Raw genomic sequence first — 20,485 nt, 5'->3', positions numbered from 1 at the left:
TGCAATCTGCTTTACAGGCCGTCTGAATGCGAAAACCAATTTTCAGACGGCCTTTTGATTTGTTCCCAACCTCACAAACCCTTAAAAATCAGCTATAATGCCCAACTATTTGATTTTCGCTTATCCCATATTGAAATGGCACAAAAAATTCAATCTGTAAAAGGTATGAACGACCTTTTACCTGTCGAACAAAAAGATTTTAAACTGACGGCTGCGTTTTGGCAGGCGTTTGAAGATACAGTCGGCCGTTGGACACGCGCTTACGGCTATCAGCAAATCCGTACACCGATTGTCGAGCAAACCGGTTTGTTTGTCCGCTCTATCGGCGAGGAAACCGATGTGGTTGGCAAGGAAATGTACACCTTCTCCGATTCAAACGATTCTTTGAGTTTGAGCTTGCGTCCTGAAGGTACGGCTTCTTGTTTGCGTGCGGTGGTCGAACACAACCTTCTGTACAACAGCCCGCAAAAGCTGTGGTATATGGGGCCGATGTTCCGCCGCGAGCGTCCGCAAAAAGGCCGTTATCGTCAGTTCCACCAGGTCGGTATCGAAGCTTTGGGGTTTGAGGGGCCGGATATTGATGCGGAAATCATCGCGATGTCTGCCGATTTGTGGGAAAAATTGGGTATTCGCGAATACCTGACTTTGGAAATCAACAGCTTGGGCAACCGTGAGGAACGCGCGGCACACCGTGCGGCATTGGTTGAATATCTGACCCGTTATGAAGATAAATTGGACGAAGACAGCAAACGCCGTCTGAAAACCAATCCTTTGCGCGTTTTGGATACGAAAAACCCTGATTTGCAGGAAATCTGCAATGCGGCGCCACGTTTGGTGGATTACTTGGGCGAGGCTTCGCAAAACCACTATGTACGCTTCAAGGCAATGTTGGACGGTTTGGGTATTCAATATATTGAAAATCCGCGCTTGGTACGCGGTTTGGATTACTACAATCAGACGGTTTTTGAGTGGACGACCGACAAACTCGGCGCGCAGGCGACTGTGTGCGGTGGCGGCCGTTACGATGGTTTGATTGAAGAGCTTGGCGGTAAGCCTGCGCCGTCTATCGGCTTTGCGATGGGTATTGAGCGCCTGCTGCTTTTGGTGAGCGAATACGGCTCGTTGGAGGTGAACGCCGCGCCTGATGTCTATGCAATGCACCAAGGCGAAGGTGCGGACTTGCAGGTGATGAAATACGCGCAAGCCTTGCGCGCACAAGGTTTCAATGTAATGCAGCATTCCGGCTATCAGAGCCTGAAGGCGCAAATGAAAAAAGCAGACAACAGTGGCGCACGCTTTGCCCTGATTGTGGCTCAGGATGAGCTGGCAAACGGTACGGTTACCCTGAAAGATATGCAGGGCAAACACGAACAACAAACCGTTGCCACCGCTGATTTGACAGACACTTTACAACAATGGAAGAACGCATAAATGGCAGCCCATTTGGAAGAACAACAAGAGTTAGACAACTTTAAATATTTTTGGAAAAAAACCGGCCGTTGGATCTTTGCCTTGCTGATCGTGGCGGCTTTGGGGTATTTGGGTTACACCATTTACCAAGGCCAAAAAGCTTCAAAAGATCAGGAAGCCGCCGCCGTATTGGCGCAAATGGTGGAAAAGGCGCAGCAAAAAACCGACCCTAAAGCCATCAACGCCGATTTGGCCGAATTGCAAAAAAACTATCCTGATTCTATTTCGACAGCCCAAGCTACGTTGATGGTGGCGGCGACTGAGTTCGATGCCGGCCGTTATGATGTAGCGGAAGGTCATTTGAATTGGGTGCTGAAAAACCAAAATGCACCGCTGGTTCAAGCTTTGGCAGCGCAGCGTTTGGGCGTTACCCTGTTGCAGCAGAAAAAATACGATGCCGCCATCAATGCCCTGAATACTCAGGTTGAGGCTGATTTCGAGCCTTTGATGCTGGAAACCAAAGGCGATGTTTACGTTGCCCAAAATAAAACCAAAGAAGCCGTACAAAGTTACGAAGCTGCTTTGAGCAAAATGCCGCAAACCGCAGTAGGCCGCGAATTGCTGCAAATGAAAATCGACAGCTTGAAATAAGTTTGTTTGAAATCAAGGCCGTCTGAAGTTGCAATGACTTTTCAGACGGCCTACACTTATCCTTATCAACCGTGTTTTTAAAACACCTGCTTGTGTTCCGCTCCCGATTTTTAGGCGGCACTTGACACAGAAAGACTCCATCATGAAACCAACCATCGCGCTTGTCGGCCGCCCCAATGTCGGCAAATCTACTTTATTCAACCGTTTGACGCGTACCAAAGATGCGCTCGTGCATGACTTGCCCGGTCTGACGCGTGACCGCCATTACGGTCATGGCAAAGTCGGCAGCAAACCTTATTTGGTCATCGATACCGGCGGTTTTGAGCCGGTTGTGGACAGCGGCATTTTGCACGAAATGGCAAAACAAACTTTGCAGGCTGTCGATGAAGCCGATGCGGTTGTATTTTTGGTGGACGGCCGCACTGGTTTGACGCCGCAAGACAAAATCATTGCCGACCGTTTGCGCCAAAGTTCGCGCCCCGTTTATTTGGCCGTGAATAAAGGCGAGGGCGGCAATAGGGCCGTGCTTGCAGCCGAATTCTACGAACTTGCCTTGGGCGACCCTTATGTTATTTCAGGTGCGCATGGCGATGGTGTGTATTATCTGATTGAAGATATTTTGGAAACCTTCCCTGAGCCTGAAAAGGAAGAGGAAGAAGCGAAACATCCTGTTTTTGCTGTAATCGGCCGTCCAAATGTCGGTAAATCGACCTTGGTAAACGCCATCCTCGGCGAAGAACGCGTGATTGCTTTCGATATGGCAGGCACGACGCGCGACAGTATCCATATCGATTTTGAACGTGAAGGCAAGCCGTTTACCATCATTGATACCGCAGGTGTGCGCCGTCGCGGCAAAGTGGATGAAGCGGTGGAAAAGTTCTCCGTTATCAAAGCCATGCAGGCGGTTGAAGCGGCAAACGTTGCAGTTTTGGTATTGGATGCGCAACAAGATATCGCCGATCAAGATGCGACGATTGCAGGTTTTGCTTTGGAAGCAGGCCGTGCTTTGGTGGTGGCGGTCAATAAATGGGACGGCATCAGCGAAGAGCGCCGCGAGCAAGTGAAACGCGATATCAACCGCAAACTGTATTTCCTTGATTTTGCTAAGTTCCACTTTATTTCTGCATTGAAAGAGCGCGGTATAGACGGCCTGTTTGAAAGCATTCAGGCTGCCTACAATGCGGCGATGATTAAGATGCCGACACCGAAAATCACGCGTGTATTGCAAAGCGCGATTGAGCGTCAACAGCCGCCGCGTGCTGGTTTGGTGCGTCCGAAAATGCGTTATGCCCACCAAGGCGGCATGAATCCGCCGGTGATTGTGGTACACGGTAATTCGTTGCACGCGATTTCAGACAGCTACACACGCTATTTGACCCAAACCTTCCGCAAAGCCTTCAATCTGCAAGGTACGCCGCTCAGAATTCAATACAATGTTTCGGAAAACCCGTATGAAAATGCGGAAGACAAACCGAAGAAAAAACCGCTGCGCCGTGTCAGCTTGAGCAACCGTATTGAGAAACGCGAAGGCCGTAAGGAAGAGAAAAACCGCTTCAAGAAGAAAACCAAAGTCAGCGTGAAAAAACAATTCAGCAAATAAGCACAAAGGCCGTCTGAACCATTTCAGACGGCCTTTTTATAATGAAAAACAGCTCATTAGAGCTTCATGGCATATTTTTGATAGGGTTTGCCGAATTTAAAAAAAACATCCAATTTGAATTGGGGATTGTTGTGAATATGGAAATGAAACAGTCGGTTTGGCGGGAAGTTCCCTTATTGCTGGATTCCTAAACGGTGTGATAGAAAAAAATAGTTGGTAATTTATCCTATTCGGGGCTACAATCCCATCAAACGCCGATTTTGGCGTCTTTACAATCATAATAATGGAGCTCAAGAATATGACAGCTAAAGGACAAATGTTACAAGATCCTTTTTTGAATGCGTTGCGTAAAGAGCACGTTCCGGTTTCAATCTACTTGGTAAACGGCATCAAGCTGCAAGGCCAAGTGGAATCATTCGACCAGTACGTTGTTCTGCTGCGTAATACTTCCGTCACTCAAATGGTTTACAAACACGCTATCTCAACAATCGTTCCTGCACGCGCAGTCAGCCTGCAACACGAAAACAAGCAACCTCAAGCCGCTGCCGCAGCTGCTCCGGTTCAAGTTGAGACTGTGCAACAACCTGTCGAATAAATGATGTAACGCATTCCTGTTTTTCAATACCTTACCGCTTTTGCGGTAGGGTATTTTTATTTTCAGACGACCTTTATCATGCTGCTTGAAAACATTCTTCCCTTTGCCCACTCCCTGTTACGACAAGCCTTAAAAGCAGGCGGCCGCGCTTTGGATGCGACGGCCGGAAATGGGCATGATACTTTGCTGTTGGCGCAGTCGGTTGGCGAGACGGGTAGGGTGTGGGCATTTGATGTGCAATCTAAAGCACTGGTGCAGACTCAAGGCCGTCTGAAAGAAAACGGCGTAGAGGGTCGGGTAGCCCTGATACATGACGGCCATGAAAACCTTTTGTCTTATATCGACGAGCCTTTAGATGCTGCAGTATTTAATTTCGGTTGGCTGCCGGGTGGCGATAAAAGCTGCACGACTGAAGCGGCAAGCAGCATCCGTGCGCTGACGGATACTTTGGGTTTGTTGAAAGAGGGCGGGCTTGCCGTGGCGGTATTGTATCCGGGGCATGAAGCCGGCCGAATAGAGGCTGAAGCGATTGTGCAATGGGCGGAAACTTTGCCGCAGGAAGCCTTTGCCGTGTTACGCTATGGCTTTGTCAACCGCCGCAATGCGCCGCCCTATCTGCTGGCGATTGAAAAGTTGCGTCAGAAATAGATGTTTGCGGTAAAATAGCTGCTTTGTTTTTCAACCCTCAACATAAGAAACTGCCATGCAATATCTGTTTGTAAAATACAGCCATCAGATTTTCGTTGCCATTACCATCCTGTTGTTCAACATCCGTTTTTTCCTGCTCTGGCGTCATCCTGAGAAGCCGTTGGCAGGTATTTGGAAAGCCATGCCGCATTTGAATGACACCATGTTGCTGTTTACCGGCTTGTGGCTGATGAAGATTACCCATTTTTCGCCGTTTAATGCGCCGTGGCTCGGCATGAAAATCCTGCTGTTGCTGGTTTATATTGTGTTGGGCATGATTATGATGCGTTCGCGTCCGCGTTCGCCGAAATTCTATATCGTCTACGTTTTGGCCATGTCGTGTGTTGCCACGATTGTTTTCCTTGCCAAAACCAAAACGCTGCCGTTTTAAAAGAGGCCGTCTGAAATGTATCCGCATTTTGCTGTTATTGCTTTGGGCAGCAATCTTGCCAATCCTACCGAACAGGTTCGCGCAGCTTTGGCCGAATTGGACGCGCATCCGCATATCCGGCTCGAAAAGGCTTCTTCCTTGTATTTGACTGCGCCGGTCGGCTATGACGATCAGCCCGATTTTGTGAACGCCGTTTGTACCGTGAAAACTTCATTGGACGGCGTGGCGCTGTTGGCAGAGTTAAACCGCATCGAGGCCGAATTTGGGCGCGAACGTACCTTCCGTAATGCGCCGCGCACTTTGGACTTGGATATCATCGATTTTGATGGTATCCGCAGCGATGACCCGCATCTGACCTTGCCGCATCCGCGCGCGCATGAGCGCAGTTTCGTTATGTTGCCGTTGGCTGAAATTCTTCCGGATTTCGAGTTGGGCGAGCATGGCCGTGCGGCTGATTTGGCTCAGGCTTTGGGCGGGCAGGGTATTCGCCTGTTGAAAGAATAAGGGCCGTCTGAAAAACGGACTAAAACAAGAAAGGGCGTGTTGGACACGCCTTTTTTGCTATAAAATATTGTTGGGAAACACATTACAAAGAGTTACTATGAATCCTCGTTATATTGTTGTCGAAGGCGCCATCGGTAGCGGAAAAACCGCTTTGAGCCGCCGCTTGGCAGAGCATTTCAGCGCGTTGCTGTTGTCGGAGAATCCGGATCACAATCCGTTTCTCATGAAGTTTTACAGCAATGTTTCCAATAATGGTTTGGCTGCCGAGCTTTTCTTCCTGACGCGCCGTGCTGAAAGCGTAAATATTATTGAAGACCAATGCGTGCAAGGCGGAATGGTTGTGGCTGATTTTTTGCTGGAAAAAGACCGTATTTTTACGCCCATCGTTTTGAATGATGACGAGCAGCAGCTTTTTGCCGATATGAAGCAACGTATTTTGCCGCAATACGCGGAGCCCGATGTGGTGATTTATCTGCAAACCGCTGTCGAAAACAACCGCAAACGCCTGCAAAAACGTCACGAAGGCATCATCAGCTTGTTTCCCGAAGGCTATTTGGGACGGGTGCATGACGAATACAGCCATTTCTTCCATTTGTATCAAAGCGCGCCTTTGTTGACCGTCAATGCCGATGAGTTGGATTTGGCCGGCAATGACGACCACTTCCAGCTTTTGTTGCGTGCATTGGAAGATTTTCAAGGTACGCGCAGTTATTTGAATTTAAGTGAAAAATAAACGCAGGCTAGGTTTAGGCCGTCTGAAAGGAATAATATGTCAAAATATCAATTCACACTCCCATCTTCTTCCGGTAGCGATTTTAACTCCGCCGAACATTTGCCGTTGGTTGTCTATTTTTATCCTAAAGACAGCACGCCCGGCTGTACCACCGAAGGCTTGGATTTCAATGCCCGATTGGAGCAATTCAAAGCATTGGGCTATACCGTTGTCGGCATTTCGCGCGACGGTGTCAAATCGCATCAGAATTTCTGCACTAAACAAGGCTTCCAGTTTGAATTGTTGAGCGACAAAGAAGAAACCGTCTGCAAGCTGTTTGACGTGATCAAGCTGAAAAAGCTTTACGGCAAAGAATCCCTCGGCATCGAGCGCAGCACCTTTGTGCTGGACGAAAACGGCGAAATCGCTCATGAATGGCGCAAAGTCAAAGTGGCCGGACACGCGCAGGAAGTGTTGGATACAATTTCTCAAGTCTCTTGATAGGGCTTTGAAAACCTAAGGCCGTCTGAACGGATGTAAAGTCATGCCGTTCAGACGGCCTTTCAATACAGTTTGATGAATATGGACGATTTAATAGACAAGCTGCTTGAATCCCTTTGGCTGCAAGACAGGCTCAGCCACAATACGCTGCAAAGTTACCGCCGTGATTTGGTCAAAGTCGCCGCGCGGTTGGCCGAGGGCGGGCAGGATTGGTTGAGTGCCGATGAGTTTGCCCTGTCTGATGCCGTGTATGCGGAAGGGGAAAAAAATACGTCCCAAGCGCGGGCATTGTCGGCTTGCAAGCGTATGTACGGCTGGTTGGAAGAAACAGGCCAAAGAGCAGACAATCCCACCCGTTTTCTCAAGGCGCCGAAATCGGAACGCAAACTGCCCACGCTGATTACCGAAGCTCAAATCGACGCGCTGCTGGCTGCACCGGATGTGGAAACGCCGCATGGACTGCGCGACAAAGCCTTGCTTGAAGTCATGTATGCAACAGGTTTGCGCGTGACCGAAGCCGTCAAATTGACGCTCAGCGATATCGATTTACATCGCGGCAGTATCCGTACCATAGGCAAGGGCAACAAATTGCGTCTGGTTCCGCTGGGTCAGGAAGCGGCATATTGGGTGGAACGCTATTGCAACGAATCGCGCCCGTTGTTGCTGAAAAACAAAATCTGCGACGAAGTGTTTGTCAGCCAGAAACGCAGCGGCATCAGCCGTCAACTTGCATGGATGATAGTCAAAGAATATGCCGAAGCGGCCGGTATTGCTTCGCTCAGTCCGCACGGTTTGCGCCATGCTTTTGCCACGCATTTGGTTAATCACGGCGTCGATTTGCGTTCGGTCCAGATGATGTTGGGACATTCCGATATCAACACCACACAGATTTATACCCATGTTGCTAATATTCGTTTGAAAAACATGGTCGATGAACACCATTCCCGTTCATGAATAGAGGCGGCATTTCGAAGATGCCGCCTTTTGTTATCGTGGCCGTCTGAACGGTTATAAAGTTTACTATTTATAAAATAACAATCAAAATACAAATTTACATAGAAAAATTTCAAAACAAAAGGACAGTGCCAATATTGCAATGCAAACCGTTTTTATTTATATTTACGTTCAAGAATAAATCCTACTCTCAATTACAGAGGGTAACAAAATTATTGGAGCACATCATGTTTGTCTGCATCTGCAACGCCATTACTGACCACGACATCAAAGAGACCATCGCCGCCGGTGCAACCACCATGAGCGATTTGCAGGCTCAATTGGGTGTGGCGACTTGTTGCGGTTGCTGCGGCGAATTGGCTGCATCGTTTTTGACTGCAAGCAGCGCCCAAAATACCGTGACTGCAGGTATTAACGTTCAGTCTTAATTTCAGAATACACACAAAGGCCGTCTGAAGGCGTTGTTTCGCGCCTGTTCAGACGGCCTTTGTCATGCCTGTATAGTTTAGCGGCATTTTGCTATACAATGGCCGCTTTTGTCCCTCCGAGAGTAACCGCCATGAAACTGACCTTGATGTTTCGGGAATATTGCAGCCTGTGCCACAAAATGCGCGAACAATTAAAGCCTTATCAGGAGCAGTTTGGATTTGGACTGGATATTGTCGATGTCGATGCCGATCCGGTTTTAGAAGAAAAGTACAATGAGCTGGTGCCTGTTTTGCTGGATGGCGATACCGAAATCTGCCATTGGTTTTTGGACGAAGAAAAACTGAAAGCGCATTTGAGCGCATAACAAACCGTTGACCATATTATCTTTCAGACGGCCTTTGGCTATTTATGCCGTCTGAACATTAATTTTATTATGACTGAAAAACTTTCTCCCGATGCGCTGATTGAAGCGGCGCTGTTGACGCAAGTCGAACCCTTAAACGAAAAAACCATGCGCGAATTGTGCGTGCCGCCGTTGTCGCAAGACAAGCTGATTGACGTGTTGGCGCAACTGAAGGCTCGCTGGCAGGGCAGGGCTTTGCAACTGGTGCATACCCATGAGGGCTGGCGTTTCCAAATTGCCCAAGCCGCCTTTGAACGACTGGGCAGCCTGCAAGAGCAGCGCGCGCCGCGTTATTCCCGTGCCGTGATGGAAACGCTGGCGATTATTGCCTATCAACAACCGGTAACGCGTGGCGATATTGAAGGCATACGCGGCGTAGCGGTGTCGCAAAATGTCATGCAAACCTTGCAGGATAGGGGCTGGATTGAAGTCATCGGCCACCGTGATTCTGTCGGTCGTCCGGCTTTGTGGGCGACAACGGCAACATTCTTAAGTGATTTGCGTTTGGAAAGTTTGGAAGAATTGCCGCCGCTGACTGAATTGGGCGAGCTGGTGTTGCCTGATTTGATGGAAACGCCGCCGACAGGCGATGAGGAGGCTGAAGAAGCAGTTGAATCAGGAAACAGACTGATTAACTGATTTGAATGTAAAGGCCGTCTGAAACAATCGTGTTTCAGACGGCCTTTATTGTTGTGTAACATCATGATTTTAAATATAATTTTCATTATATTTGGTAACTTATTGATTTTGTGATATAATTTGAAAAATTATTAGAATAAATATCTCTCGTTCTGTAATAGTTTGAGAAGGCATACGGAAACGTTTCTCTCTTTATCAATCGGCAGCCCGTTTGTTCTTCAAATATGCGCTGTATCAACTACGGAACCGATATGAAATTCAAACAATTCATTCAAAACAAATCTTCTTTCAACCCAAGCGTGGTCGGTATTACGCTTTTCTTCGTCCTTTTGCTTTTGTCAGCTGCTTTGGTTTGGCCTCAAAATACTGAGGCTTTGTTAAATGCCATGAAGCAGTTTATCTTTCAAAATGTCAGCTGGTTTTACATTCTGACTTTCTCTGTATTCCTTATTTTCTTATTGGCGCTTCCCATCAGCAGCCTAGGCAGTATCAGGCTGGGTGCAAACGAGGACGAACCTGAGTTTTCGTTTTTATCATGGCTGGCCATGCTGTTTGCGGCCGGTATGGGCGTGGGCTTGATGTTTTTCGGGGTGGCCGAGCCTTTATCGCATTTTTCTTCCCCGATTGCCAAAGGCAATGCGCAAGAGGCGATTCTGCATACGGTGTTCCACTGGGGGATTCATGCTTGGGCAATCTACGGAATCATTGCGCTTGCCTTGGCGTATTTCGGTTTCCGCTATAAATTGCCGTTGGCGTTGCGCTCCTGCTTTTATCCGATTTTAAAAGACAAAATCAACGGCAAAATGGGTGATGCCATCGATGTGATGGCTTTGATTGCAACTTTGTTCGGTATTATCACAACCTTGGGATTTGGCGCGGCACAAATGGGTTCCGGTTTGTTGAAGATGGGCTGGGTGCAGGACAACAGCTATGTCTTGCAGGTCGGCATTATCGTTGTTGTGATGGCGATTGCCATATTTTCCGCAACTTCGGGCGTGGGCAAAGGCGTCAAAATTTTGAGTGAAACCAACTTGGTATTGGCACTGGCTTTGATGCTGTTTGTCTTGTTGAGTATGCCGACGACGTATTTGATTTTCGCATTCAGCGACAATTTGGGCACTTATTTGAGCAACTTCGTTTCGTTCAGCTTTAAGTCATATACCTACGAGCCTGAGCATACAAAATGGTTTACCGGCTGGACGGTGTTGTATTGGGCTTGGTGGTGTTCGTGGTCACCTTTTGTTGGTTTGTTCATTGCCCGAATTTCGCGAGGCAGAACCATCCGCGAATTTATTTTTGGCGTATTGGCAGTGCCTAGCCTGATGAGTATTTTGTGGTTTACCGTATTTGGCAATTCAGCCTTGTGGCTGGACACGCATGTGGCAAACGGCGCCTTGTCTGCCTTGACCAACGAGCCTGAAAAATTGTTGTTTGCCTTTTTGAATTATTTGCCGTGGCCGGTTGTCAGCAGCTTGGTGGCATTGCTGGTGATTTCGCTGTTTTTTATCACTTCTGCCGACTCGGGCATTTATGTGCTGAACAATATTGCTTCGCGCGATAAAGGGCTGGCTTCGCCCAAGTGGCAATCGGTTATGTGGGGTGTGTTGATTTCGGCTGTGGCTATTGTGTTGTTGGGTGCCGGCGGTTTGCCTATTTTGCAAACCATGACCCTGATTGCGTCTCTGCCGTTTGCGGTGTTGATGATTTTTATGATGGTTTCTTTGTGGAAAGCCCTGAACAACGATGCCAACTATTTTGCAACCGCCGTCAATCCGAGCAGTATTTTCTGGTCGGGCGATCATTGGAGGGAACGCCTTGGACAAATGATGAATCAGACGCAGGAAGTCGATATCATCAAATTTATGAAAAATACGGCGCTTCCGGCAATGCAGGAATTGAAAAACGAATTGACCGAAAAATACAATATGGACGTAGAAATCCGTTGCCTGTTGCAACAGGATGAGCCGTCGGTGGAGCTGGTGGTGCATAAAGGGACGGTAAGGGATTTTGTCTATGGGATTAAATCCGTAAAGCGGGAAATTACCGACCAGTTGATTCGTGAAGACAGCCTGCCTCATTTCAAATATGCGGCAACATTCATACCGTTGACGTATTTCTCGGATGGGCGCGATGGATACGATGTGCAATATATGACGCAAAAAGAATTGATTGCCGATATGCTCAAGCAGTATGAGCGTTATCTGAACCTGCTTGCCGGAGTGGGGCAGGAATTAATGGGGCATGAACAAGTAGAACTGGCAGAGTAAAATAAATTTAGGCCGTCTGAACATGTAGCAATATTCAGACGGCCTTTTTATTGCCTGATTAAAAATAATTTGTTTAAAATAAATATCTTAGATAAATTATAAGAAAAATCTGATTCAAACTATAAAAAATCTTAGTTATAATCAGTTTATCTAAAGCTATTCCGCATAGGTGCGGGTGATTTACTAAGGAATACTACAATGCTGTTGGTACTTTCTTTGCGTGATTTTGTCATTGTTGAAAACCTGAATCTTGATTTTCAAAACGGCTTTACCGTATTGACGGGCGAGACCGGCGCAGGCAAATCGATTACTCTGGATGCGATTGGCCTGTTATTGGGCGATAAAGCCGATTACAGTCAAGTGCGAAGCGGCGCCAAAGAAGCGCAGTTGTCGGCTTTGTTCGATATCAGCGGTTTGCCTGAACTGAAAGCGCAGCTGCAGGAGCAAGGCCTTTTGGAAGAAGATGCCGAAGAGCTCAGCATCCGCCGTATTATCGATGCCAAGGGTAAAAGTCGCAGTTATATCAATAATCAGGCAGCAACATTGGCGCAGCTGAAAGCTATTGGCGAGCAGTTAATCGATATTCACGGCCAAAATGCCCATCATTCGTTGAATCAAGAGTCTGCGCAACGCGAGTTGTTGGACGCATTTGCCGGCAGCAAAGAGCAGGCGGAAACAGTCAAACAGCTTTATCAAAATTGGGTCAATGCGAAAAAAGCCCTGCAAGAAGCACAGGAGCAGGCAGAAACCATGGCCATCGAGCGCGAGCGTTTAGAATGGCAGTTTAATGAATTAAACCAATTGGAGCTTAAACCCAACGAATGGGAAACCTTAAGCCAAAGCCACGACAGCCTGGCGCATTCGGCTGAGTTGCTGCAAACCGCCGAGCAGGTGGGCGACAGTATAGACGGAGACAACGGCATCCAACGTCAAATCTATCAATGCCAAAAACTGCTTGGCAATCTGCAAAACATTGAGCCACGCTTTGCCGAAAGTCTGAATATGCTGGCAAGTATTGAAGCCGAGTTGGGTGAAATCAGTGCCAATATGCGTGATGTGGCCGGTCGCAGCGATATCGATCCTAATGAATTGGCCGCACAAGAAAGTCGTATGGGCGAATTGATGAGCATGGCGCGCAAATACCGCATTGAGCCGGAAGAGTTGCCGCAAAAGTTGGCAGAAATCGACGAGCGCCTGCAAAACCTGCACGCGGCTGCCGATTTGGAAGCCTTGGAAAATACAGTCGCACGCAATCTTGCCGAATACCATGAAGCCGCGCATATTCTCTCTGCCATGCGCCATCAGGCAGCCGGCCGTTTGGGTGAAGAGACCACCGAGCATATGCAGCATTTGGCCATGAAAGGCGCACGTTTTGACATCGTTTTGTTGCCGTCTTCACCGACCGCATATGGTTTGGAACAGGTGCAATTCCAAGTGGCGGCGAATAAAGGCAATCCGTCACGTCCTTTGAACAAAGTGGCTTCCGGCGGCGAATTGGCGCGTATCAGCTTGGCTTTGCAAGTGGTTGCCAGCCAATACACACAAGTGCCGACATTGATTTTCGACGAAGTGGATACCGGTATTGGTGGCGGCGTCGCTGAAATGGTCGGTAAAGCTTTGCGTAGCTTAGGTAAAAAACATCAAGTCCTGGCGGTAACCCATCTTCCTCAAGTCGCCTCTTGCGGTGAAAACCATTGGCAGGTGCGCAAGCATAGCGAAGGCGAACAAACCGTCAGCGAAATCAGCGTATTGAACCATCATCAGCGCATTGAGGAAATCGCGCGTATGCTGGGTGGCGAAATCATTACCGATACCACACGCAGCCATGCCGCCGAACTTTTGCATTTGGCAGCCACCTAAAAGCTTCAAGGCCGTCTGAAAATAGAATTCAGACGGCCTTTTCTATATTTTGCCACCTTTCAGGCAGGCAGAATACAAGGTATGATTATATCGTCTGTTTACAAGGAAATTTTGATGAAAGTCCTGTTTATCGCCGATCCGATGGCAAGTTTTAAAACCTATAAAGACACTACTTACGCCATGATGCGTGAAATGGCAAAGCGTGGTTGGCAGCTTTTTCATACCTTGAGCGGGGAATTGTCCGTCCGTGAAGGCTGGGTAGTGGCTCAGGCAGCGGCATTTGAGTTTGTCGGCGCGAAGAACGATGACGATCACGAATGGTTTAAAGCAGAGGCAAAAGTTCAGACGGCCTTGAAAGATTTCGATGCGGTCATTATGCGCACTGATCCGCCGTTTGATATGCAATATCTGTACGCGACCCAGTTTTTGACGTTGGCAGAGCAGCAGAGCGCAAAAGTATTTAACAGCGGACAGGCAATGCGCGATTTCAATGAGAAATTGGCGATTTTGAACTTCAGCCAGTTTACCGCGCCGACTTTGGTTACCACACGTTCCGCCGATGTCCGTGCCTTTTTGAAAGAACACGGCGATATCATCATCAAACCTTTAGACGGCATGGGCGGTATGGGCATTTTCCGCCTGACCGAATCCGACCCCAATATCGGCAGTATTTTGGAAACCCTGATGCAGCTTGATTCACGCACCATCATGGCGCAACGTTATATTCCTGAAATCGTACATGGCGACAAGCGCATTCTGATTATCGGCGGGGAAGTCGTTCCGTATGCTTTGGCGCGTATTCCGCAAAAAGGCGAAACGCGCGGCAACTTGGCTGCCGGCGGCCGCGGCGTGGCGCAGGAGTTGAGCGAGCGTGACCGTGAAATTGCAGAAACCCTTGCGCCTGAATTGAAGCGCCGCGGTATTTTGCTTGCCGGTTTGGATGTCATCGGCAGCAACCTGACCGAAGTCAACGTAACCAGCCCGACTGGCTTCCAAGAAATCATGAAGCAAAAAGATTTCGACGTTGCTGCCATGTTTGCAGATGCCGTAGCATCTTGGGTAAAACAATAAATCCAAAGGCCGTCTGAAAATTGACCTGACCGTTTTTTTCAGACGGCATTCTAATGTTGAGAATATGATGGAACCATCTTCCTACGCTTCCGAGAAAAAAGGCAAAAACGGCATCAAGCGCATCATTAATGCGTTTGGTTATTCCAAAGACGGACTGGCTGCCGCGTATCGTTATGAAAGTGCATTTCGCCAAGTTTTTTGGTTGAATCTGATTTTAATTGTCTTGGCCTTATTCCTTGATTTCGGCTCGGCCATCAAAATGGTGCTCATTGTTGCATCGTTTATTTCATTGGTTACCGAATTGTTTAATACCGCCATCGAGGCAGCCGTTGACCATACCTCTACTGAAAAACACGAGCTGGCCAAGCGTGCCAAAGATGCCGGTTCGGCCGCGCAACTGATGGCTTTGTTCATGTTATTTATTGTTTGGATTATTGCATTAACTGCTTAAAAATGTGGTAATATGGTAATTCGTTAGGATTAGATAGTATTAATTAATCTATATCAAAGTTTTCAGACGGCCTTTGGTTGTAAGATGAAGGCTGTATATCCCAGCCATTTGGCAAACACAAGGAGCAAAACATGAAAAAATTAATGGCAACCCTGATTCTGGCAGGCTTGGCAACTTCCGTATCTGCAGCCGGTATCCATATTGAAGACGGTTGGGCACGTGCTACCGTTGAAGGTATGAAAATGGGTGGCGCATTCATGAAAATCCAAAACGATGAAGCCAAACAAGACTTCTTGGTAGGCGGCAGCAGCCCTGTTGCCGAACGTGTTGAAGTACACACCCATATTAACGACAACGGTGTTATGCGTATGCGCGAAGTTAAAGGCGGCGTGCCTTTGGCTGCAAAAGGCGTAACCGAGCTGAAACCAGGTAGCTACCACGTTATGTTCATGGGTCTGAAACAACAATTGAAAGAAGGCGAAAAAGTGCCTGTAACCCTGAAATTCAAAAACGCCAAACCTCAAACTGTCGAGCTGGAAGTGAAAACTGCGCCTAAAGCCGAAATGCAGCACGACCACGGCGCACACGGTGGCGCGCATCAGCACTAATTGCTTGAATTTGCATATAAAGGCCGTCTGAAAGTCATTGGGCTTTCAGACGGCCTTTTCTGTTGTTAAATCAAAATGTGCTAAAATCACGCTTTAAAAAATGTATTTAAAACCCACATTCCCCTTATGAATACTACCAACACACCAACAAACATCATCGTCGGCCTTTCCGGCGGCGTCGATTCATCCGTTACCGCGGCCCTGCTCAAACAGCAAGGCCATCAAATCAGCGGCGTGTTCATGCAGAACTGGGAAGATGACGACAACGACGAATATTGCAGCATCAAACAAGACTCTTTTGATGCCATTGCCGTTGCCGATATCATCGGAATCGATATCGACATCGTCAATTTTGCCGCGCAATATAAAGACAATGTATTTGCCTATTTCCTCAAAGAATACAGCGCAGGCCGCACGCCAAACCCGGACGTCTTGTGCAATGCCGAAATCAAATTCAAATGCTTTTTGGACTATGTCATAGAGCAGGGCGCCGATACCATTGCCACCGGACACTATGCCCGCAAAGAAGTTCGCAACGGCGTGCATTACCTGCTCAAAGGCTTGGATCAAAACAAAGACCAAAGCTATTTCCTGTACCGTCTCAAGCCTTTCCAACTCGAACGCGCGATTTTCCCATTGGGTGAGTTGGAAAAGCCTGAAGTCCGCCGTCTTGCCGAAGAATTTAAATTACCGACTGCAACCAAAAAAGACAGTACCGGTATTTGCTTTATCGGCGAACGCCCATTCCGCGAATTTCTGCAAAAATACCTGCCGACCAATAATGGCAAAATGGTTACCCCTGAAGGCAAAGTGGTTGGCGAACACGTCGGCTTGATGTTTTACACGCTGGGCCAACGCAAAGGCTTGGGTATCGGCGGCGCAGGCGAACCATGGTTTGTCGCGGCCAAGGATTTGACCAAAAACGAACTGATTGTCGTACAAGGCCATGACCATCCTTTGCTTTATACACAAAGCCTGGTTATGAACGATTTGAGCTTCACATTGCCCGAACGTCCGAAAGAAGGCCGCTATACCTGCAAAACGCGCTACCGCATGGCTGACGCGCCTTGTACGTTGCGTTACTTGGATGATGAAACCATCGAGCTTGTCTTTGACGAGCCGCAATGGGCAGTAACCCCCGGACAATCTGCAGTACTGTACGACGGCGATGTGTGCTTGGGCGGCGGTATCATCATGTCCACAGACAAGCCTGTCATTATTACTGCTTAATAAAAGGGCCGTCTGAAAACGAAGCGGCAGATTGAATAAAGCCTTCAGACGGCCTTGATTCCAAAAAACGACTCAATAAAAGACTGATCAATATGGAAAAACTCTGGCTCAAAAGCTATGAACAAGGCGTAAGCCCTGAAATCGATATTTCTCAATACAGCTCCATCAGCGACGTATTCCGTCAAAGTGTCGAGAAATTCGCAGATAAACCTGCTTTTCAAAACATGGGTAAAGCGCTGACTTATGCCGAAGTGGGCAAGTTGGCGACCGATTTTGCGTCTTACCTGCAAAACGTATTGAAACTGCCGCGCGGCGAGCGTGTGGCGATTATGATGCCGAACGTTTTGCAATATCCGATTGCGCTTTTCGGTATTTTGCATGCAGGTTTGGTGGCAGTGAATACGAATCCGCTTTATACGCCGCGCGAGTTGGAGCATCAGTTGAAAGACAGCGGCGCGACAACGATTGTCGTGTTGGAGAACTTTGCCAATACGTTGGAGTTGGTGTTGCCGCGTACGCAAATCAAACATGTAATTGTCGCGTCGGTCGGCGAGATGTTCGGCATGATTAAAGGCGCGTTGATGAACTTCGTCATCCGCAAAGTGAAAAAAATGGTGCCGGAATACCGCATTCCCAATACCATCACTTTTCAGACGGCCTTGAAGCAAGGTGCAGCCAATACGTTCAAACCAGTCGAATTGACGCGCGACGCTACTGCCTTGCTGCAATATACAGGTGGCACGACCGGTTTGGCGAAAGGCGCCGTCCTCAGCCACGGCAATATCTGCGCCAATATGTTGCAGGCAAAAGAATGGATTAGAAACAGCCTGCGTGAAGGCGAAGAAACGGTTATTGCCGCGTTGCCGCTTTATCATATCTTTGCCTTGACGGTAAACCTGATGATCTTTGCGAATACCGGTTCTAAAATCATCTTGATTACCAATCCGCGTGACATGAAAGGATTTATCGGTGAATTGAAAAAAGAGCCGATTAGCGTGTTTATTGGTGTGAATACTCTGTTTAATGCGATGGTTAACCGTCCAGATTTTGCCGAAGTCGATTTTTCCCGTTTGAAGCTGACTTTGGGCGGCGGTATGGCAACACAAAAAGCCGTGGCGGAAAAATGGAAAAAAATTACCGGTACGCCGATTGTGGAAGCTTACGGTTTGACCGAAGCCAGCCCGGGCGTATGTTGCAATCCTTTGAATATCGAGGCTTACAGCGGCGGTATCGGTTTGCCGGTTCCTTCGACCGAAGTCGAATTACGCGATGCGGACGGCAAAGAAGTGCCTATCGGACAGCCGGGCGAATTGTGGGTGCGCGGCCCGCAAGTGATGAAAGGCTATTGGAACCGTCCGGAAGAAACTGCCAAAGCAATCGATGCACGCGGCTTTTTGGAGACCGGCGACATTGCTGTAATGGATGAAAAAGGCTGGTTGAAGCTGGTTGACCGCAAAAAAGATTTGATTGTGGTATCCGGTTTCAATGTGTATCCGAACGAAATCGAAGAAGTGGTTGCCGGCAATGACAAAGTCTTGGAAGTCGCCTGTATCGGCGTGAAAAGTGAGAAAACCGGCGAAGCGATTAAGGTCTTCGTTGTGCGCAAAGATCCGTCTTTGACCAAGGAAGAACTGATCGATTTCTGCCGTAAAGAGCTGACTGCTTATAAAGTGCCGAAAGACATCGAATTCCGCGACGAGTTGCCAAAATCCAACGTTGGCAAAATCCTGCGCCGCGAGTTGCGCTGATATATAGAATCAGTATGATAAGGCCGTCTGAAAACGCTGTTTTCAGACGGCCTGAAGCTTTTGCCGTTTGCCAGAATATGCTGCTTCAAGTTAAAATCACACATTCCAACATGGGTATCACATCATGACTAAATTTATTTTCGTAACCGGCGGCGTTGTATCTTCTTTGGGTAAAGGTATCGCCGCCGCTTCTATTGCTACTATTCTCGAGTCGCGTGGCTTGAACGTGACCATGCTTAAGCTCGACCCGTATATCAACGTTGACCCGGGTACCATGAGCCCGTTTCAACACGGCGAAGTATTCGTGACCGATGACGGCGCGGAAACCGACCTCGACCTCGGTCACTACGAGCGTTTCATCAACGCCACAATGACCCGTCGCAACAGCTTCAGTACTGGCCAAGTCTATGAAAACGTGATTGCCAAAGAGCGTCGTGGCGACTATCTGGGCGGTACCGTACAAGTGATTCCGCACATTACCGATGAAATCAAACGCCGTATCCACGAAGGCGCGGCCGGTTATGATGTAGCGATTGTCGAAATCGGCGGTACAGTCGGCGACATCGAATCTTTGCCATTCTTGGAAGCTATCCGCCAAATGCGCAGCCAGCTCGGCCGCAACAATACATTGTTTGCCCACCTGAGCTATGTTCCTTACATTGCCGCCGCCGGTGAAATCAAAACCAAACCGACCCAACATACCGTTAAAGAAATGTTGAGCATTGGTTTGCAACCGGATATCCTGATCTGCCGTATGGACAGAGAAATGCCTGCGGACGAGCGCCGCAAGATTGCATTGTTCTGTAACGTTGAAGAACGTGCCATCGTGGGCAGCTACGATGTGGACAGTATTTACGAATGCCCTGAAATGCTGCACAACCAAGGCATCGACAGCATTATTACCGAGCAGCTCCAACTGAATGTCAAACAAGCTGATTTGACCGAATGGAAGAAAATCGTTCACGCGATTCGAAATCCGAAACATACCGTCAAAATCGCGATGGTTGGCAAATACGTTGATTTGACCGAGTCCTACAAATCATTGATCGAAGCCCTGAAACACGCCGGTATTCACACTGAAACCGACGTACAAATTACCTTTGTCGACAGCGAAAGCATCGAGAAGGGCAATGGAGATGTTTCCATGCTCAAAGGCATGGACGCGATTTTGGTGCCGGGCGGCTTCGGTTCACGCGGCGTGGAAGGTAAAATTGCCGCCGTACGCTATGCGCGTGAAAACAACGTACCATACTTGGGTATCTGCTTGGGCATGCAAATCGCCCTGATCGAATACGCCCGCGATGTTGCAGGCTTGAAAGGTGCGAACTCTACCGAGTTTGACTTGAAATGCGCCGCGCCTGTCGTTGCCCTAATTGATGAATGGCAAACTGCAGACGGCAGCGTAGAAACCCGTGACGAATCTGCCGATTTGGGCGGTACCATGCGTTTGGGTGCGCAAGAAGTTGATCTCAAACCGGGCAGCCTTGCCGCAAAAATCTACGGCAGCGAACATATCCGCGAACGCCATCGCCACCGCTACGAAGTTAACAACAACTATGTTCCTCAGTTGGAAAAAGCCGGTTTGGTCATCGGCGGCGTATCCGCAGGCCGCGAGCGTTTGGTTGAAACCATCGAATTGCCAAATCATCCTTGGTTCTTCGCGTGTCAGTTCCATCCGGAATTCACTTCCAATCCGCGCAAAGGCCATCCTTTGTTCAGCGCGTTTGTGAAAGCCGCGTTGGGTAACAAAAAAGCCTGATTGATGTGATTGAAA

General features: G+C 48.3%; 21 protein-coding genes. All 21 read left to right on the top strand.

Annotated elements, in window-relative coordinates:
• Nucleotides 1–135 precede the first annotated feature (135 nt).
• The 21 genes from hisS to CYJ98_RS06010 all read left to right on the top strand — a co-directional run bounded on the left by hisS (nucleotide 136) and on the right by CYJ98_RS06010 (nucleotide 20,470).
• Nucleotides 136–1,431 (top strand): histidine--tRNA ligase, encoded by a 1,296-nt coding sequence (gene hisS, locus CYJ98_RS06110; RefSeq protein ID WP_101755353.1) that lies wholly within the window; start codon nucleotides 136–138, stop codon nucleotides 1,429–1,431.
• Complete coding sequence (locus CYJ98_RS06105; protein WP_101755354.1) at nucleotides 1,432–2,061, top strand: YfgM family protein; 630 nt, start codon at nucleotides 1,432–1,434, stop codon at nucleotides 2,059–2,061.
• Nucleotides 2,062–2,203: 142 nt separating this feature from the next.
• Nucleotides 2,204–3,661: a ribosome biogenesis GTPase Der gene (der, locus tag CYJ98_RS06100; RefSeq protein WP_101755355.1), complete on the top strand. Its 1,458-nt coding sequence runs from the start codon at nucleotides 2,204–2,206 to the stop codon at nucleotides 3,659–3,661.
• A 298-nt stretch (nucleotides 3,662–3,959) separates the two neighbouring features.
• On the top strand, nucleotides 3,960–4,256 hold the full coding sequence (gene hfq / locus CYJ98_RS06095) for an RNA chaperone Hfq (protein ID WP_101755429.1): 297 nt from the start codon (nucleotides 3,960–3,962) through the stop codon (nucleotides 4,254–4,256).
• Nucleotides 4,257–4,334: 78 nt separating this feature from the next.
• On the top strand, nucleotides 4,335–4,904 hold the full coding sequence (locus CYJ98_RS06090) for a tRNA (mnm(5)s(2)U34)-methyltransferase (RefSeq protein ID WP_101755356.1): 570 nt from the start codon (nucleotides 4,335–4,337) through the stop codon (nucleotides 4,902–4,904).
• Between the two features lie 55 nt (nucleotides 4,905–4,959).
• Nucleotides 4,960–5,334, top strand: a complete 375-nt coding sequence (locus CYJ98_RS06085) for a SirB2 family protein (protein WP_003681989.1) — start codon at nucleotides 4,960–4,962, stop codon at nucleotides 5,332–5,334.
• 15 nt (nucleotides 5,335–5,349) lie between these two features.
• Entirely contained in the window at nucleotides 5,350–5,838 is a 489-nt protein-coding gene (gene folK, locus CYJ98_RS06080; protein WP_101755357.1) for a 2-amino-4-hydroxy-6-hydroxymethyldihydropteridine diphosphokinase, read from the top strand.
• 97 nt (nucleotides 5,839–5,935) lie between these two features.
• Complete coding sequence (locus CYJ98_RS06075; RefSeq protein WP_101755358.1) at nucleotides 5,936–6,571, top strand: deoxynucleoside kinase; 636 nt, start codon at nucleotides 5,936–5,938, stop codon at nucleotides 6,569–6,571.
• Nucleotides 6,572–6,607: 36 nt separating this feature from the next.
• The gene (locus CYJ98_RS06070; protein WP_049335498.1) at nucleotides 6,608–7,051 is read left to right on the top strand and encodes a peroxiredoxin; all 444 of its coding nucleotides are present in this window, start codon (nucleotides 6,608–6,610) and stop codon (nucleotides 7,049–7,051) included.
• A gap of 75 nt (nucleotides 7,052–7,126) precedes the next feature.
• The gene (gene xerD / locus CYJ98_RS06065; RefSeq protein ID WP_079453676.1) at nucleotides 7,127–8,005 is read left to right on the top strand and encodes a site-specific tyrosine recombinase XerD; all 879 of its coding nucleotides are present in this window, start codon (nucleotides 7,127–7,129) and stop codon (nucleotides 8,003–8,005) included.
• A 227-nt stretch (nucleotides 8,006–8,232) separates the two neighbouring features.
• The gene (locus CYJ98_RS06060) at nucleotides 8,233–8,433 is read left to right on the top strand and encodes a (2Fe-2S)-binding protein (RefSeq protein WP_003681978.1); all 201 of its coding nucleotides are present in this window, start codon (nucleotides 8,233–8,235) and stop codon (nucleotides 8,431–8,433) included.
• Nucleotides 8,434–8,564: 131 nt separating this feature from the next.
• A complete protein-coding gene (locus tag CYJ98_RS06055; RefSeq protein WP_070645072.1) occupies nucleotides 8,565–8,798 on the top strand; it encodes a glutaredoxin family protein in 234 nt (77 codons plus the stop codon).
• 69 nt (nucleotides 8,799–8,867) lie between these two features.
• Entirely contained in the window at nucleotides 8,868–9,476 is a 609-nt protein-coding gene (scpB, locus tag CYJ98_RS06050; RefSeq protein ID WP_049329900.1) for an SMC-Scp complex subunit ScpB, read from the top strand.
• A gap of 251 nt (nucleotides 9,477–9,727) precedes the next feature.
• Entirely contained in the window at nucleotides 9,728–11,743 is a 2,016-nt protein-coding gene (locus CYJ98_RS06045) for a BCCT family transporter (RefSeq protein ID WP_101755359.1), read from the top strand.
• 198 nt (nucleotides 11,744–11,941) lie between these two features.
• The gene (gene recN, locus CYJ98_RS06040; RefSeq protein ID WP_101755360.1) at nucleotides 11,942–13,603 is read left to right on the top strand and encodes a DNA repair protein RecN; all 1,662 of its coding nucleotides are present in this window, start codon (nucleotides 11,942–11,944) and stop codon (nucleotides 13,601–13,603) included.
• Nucleotides 13,604–13,717: 114 nt separating this feature from the next.
• Nucleotides 13,718–14,674, top strand: coding sequence for a glutathione synthase (gene gshB / locus CYJ98_RS06035; protein ID WP_101755361.1), 957 nt, complete (start codon nucleotides 13,718–13,720; stop codon nucleotides 14,672–14,674).
• A gap of 67 nt (nucleotides 14,675–14,741) precedes the next feature.
• Nucleotides 14,742–15,125, top strand: a complete 384-nt coding sequence (locus CYJ98_RS06030) for a diacylglycerol kinase (RefSeq protein ID WP_070826520.1) — start codon at nucleotides 14,742–14,744, stop codon at nucleotides 15,123–15,125.
• 131 nt (nucleotides 15,126–15,256) lie between these two features.
• On the top strand, nucleotides 15,257–15,733 hold the full coding sequence (locus CYJ98_RS06025; protein WP_101755362.1) for a copper chaperone PCu(A)C: 477 nt from the start codon (nucleotides 15,257–15,259) through the stop codon (nucleotides 15,731–15,733).
• Between the two features lie 126 nt (nucleotides 15,734–15,859).
• The gene (gene mnmA, locus CYJ98_RS06020) at nucleotides 15,860–16,963 is read left to right on the top strand and encodes a tRNA 2-thiouridine(34) synthase MnmA (protein WP_101755363.1); all 1,104 of its coding nucleotides are present in this window, start codon (nucleotides 15,860–15,862) and stop codon (nucleotides 16,961–16,963) included.
• Between the two features lie 92 nt (nucleotides 16,964–17,055).
• The gene (locus CYJ98_RS06015) at nucleotides 17,056–18,711 is read left to right on the top strand and encodes an AMP-binding protein (RefSeq protein WP_101755364.1); all 1,656 of its coding nucleotides are present in this window, start codon (nucleotides 17,056–17,058) and stop codon (nucleotides 18,709–18,711) included.
• A gap of 124 nt (nucleotides 18,712–18,835) precedes the next feature.
• Nucleotides 18,836–20,470, top strand: coding sequence for a CTP synthase (locus CYJ98_RS06010; protein WP_063076388.1), 1,635 nt, complete (start codon nucleotides 18,836–18,838; stop codon nucleotides 20,468–20,470).
• Nucleotides 20,471–20,485: the final 15 nt, after the last annotated feature.

Origin of the sequence: Neisseria perflava, from assembly GCF_002863305.2 — a bacterium.
Taxonomy (GTDB): Bacteria; Pseudomonadota; Gammaproteobacteria; order Burkholderiales; family Neisseriaceae; genus Neisseria; species Neisseria perflava_A.
This window is presented reverse-complemented; position numbering and strand designations above follow the sequence as displayed.

What these genes read in the sequence shown, in the direction of transcription:
- scpB (WP_049329900.1), top strand. Translation starts at nt 8,868, where the DNA reads ATGACTGAAAAACTTTCTCCCGATGCGCTGATTGAAGCGGCGCTGTTG.
- gshB (WP_101755361.1), top strand. Translation starts at nt 13,718, where the DNA reads ATGAAAGTCCTGTTTATCGCCGATCCGATGGCAAGTTTTAAAACCTAT.
- mnmA (WP_101755363.1), top strand. Translation starts at nt 15,860, where the DNA reads ATGAATACTACCAACACACCAACAAACATCATCGTCGGCCTTTCCGGC.
- CYJ98_RS06075 (WP_101755358.1), top strand. Translation starts at nt 5,936, where the DNA reads ATGAATCCTCGTTATATTGTTGTCGAAGGCGCCATCGGTAGCGGAAAA.
- CYJ98_RS06045 (WP_101755359.1), top strand. Translation starts at nt 9,728, where the DNA reads ATGAAATTCAAACAATTCATTCAAAACAAATCTTCTTTCAACCCAAGC.
- hfq (WP_101755429.1), top strand. Translation starts at nt 3,960, where the DNA reads ATGACAGCTAAAGGACAAATGTTACAAGATCCTTTTTTGAATGCGTTG.
- CYJ98_RS06090 (WP_101755356.1), top strand. Translation starts at nt 4,335, where the DNA reads ATGCTGCTTGAAAACATTCTTCCCTTTGCCCACTCCCTGTTACGACAA.
- CYJ98_RS06105 (WP_101755354.1), top strand. Translation starts at nt 1,432, where the DNA reads ATGGCAGCCCATTTGGAAGAACAACAAGAGTTAGACAACTTTAAATAT.
- CYJ98_RS06085 (WP_003681989.1), top strand. Translation starts at nt 4,960, where the DNA reads ATGCAATATCTGTTTGTAAAATACAGCCATCAGATTTTCGTTGCCATT.
- CYJ98_RS06015 (WP_101755364.1), top strand. Translation starts at nt 17,056, where the DNA reads ATGGAAAAACTCTGGCTCAAAAGCTATGAACAAGGCGTAAGCCCTGAA.
- hisS (WP_101755353.1), top strand. Translation starts at nt 136, where the DNA reads ATGGCACAAAAAATTCAATCTGTAAAAGGTATGAACGACCTTTTACCT.
- CYJ98_RS06060 (WP_003681978.1), top strand. Translation starts at nt 8,233, where the DNA reads ATGTTTGTCTGCATCTGCAACGCCATTACTGACCACGACATCAAAGAG.
- der (WP_101755355.1), top strand. Translation starts at nt 2,204, where the DNA reads ATGAAACCAACCATCGCGCTTGTCGGCCGCCCCAATGTCGGCAAATCT.
- CYJ98_RS06025 (WP_101755362.1), top strand. Translation starts at nt 15,257, where the DNA reads ATGAAAAAATTAATGGCAACCCTGATTCTGGCAGGCTTGGCAACTTCC.
- CYJ98_RS06070 (WP_049335498.1), top strand. Translation starts at nt 6,608, where the DNA reads ATGTCAAAATATCAATTCACACTCCCATCTTCTTCCGGTAGCGATTTT.
- CYJ98_RS06030 (WP_070826520.1), top strand. Translation starts at nt 14,742, where the DNA reads ATGGAACCATCTTCCTACGCTTCCGAGAAAAAAGGCAAAAACGGCATC.
- CYJ98_RS06010 (WP_063076388.1), top strand. Translation starts at nt 18,836, where the DNA reads ATGACTAAATTTATTTTCGTAACCGGCGGCGTTGTATCTTCTTTGGGT.
- xerD (WP_079453676.1), top strand. Translation starts at nt 7,127, where the DNA reads ATGAATATGGACGATTTAATAGACAAGCTGCTTGAATCCCTTTGGCTG.
- CYJ98_RS06055 (WP_070645072.1), top strand. Translation starts at nt 8,565, where the DNA reads ATGAAACTGACCTTGATGTTTCGGGAATATTGCAGCCTGTGCCACAAA.
- folK (WP_101755357.1), top strand. Translation starts at nt 5,350, where the DNA reads ATGTATCCGCATTTTGCTGTTATTGCTTTGGGCAGCAATCTTGCCAAT.
- recN (WP_101755360.1), top strand. Translation starts at nt 11,942, where the DNA reads ATGCTGTTGGTACTTTCTTTGCGTGATTTTGTCATTGTTGAAAACCTG.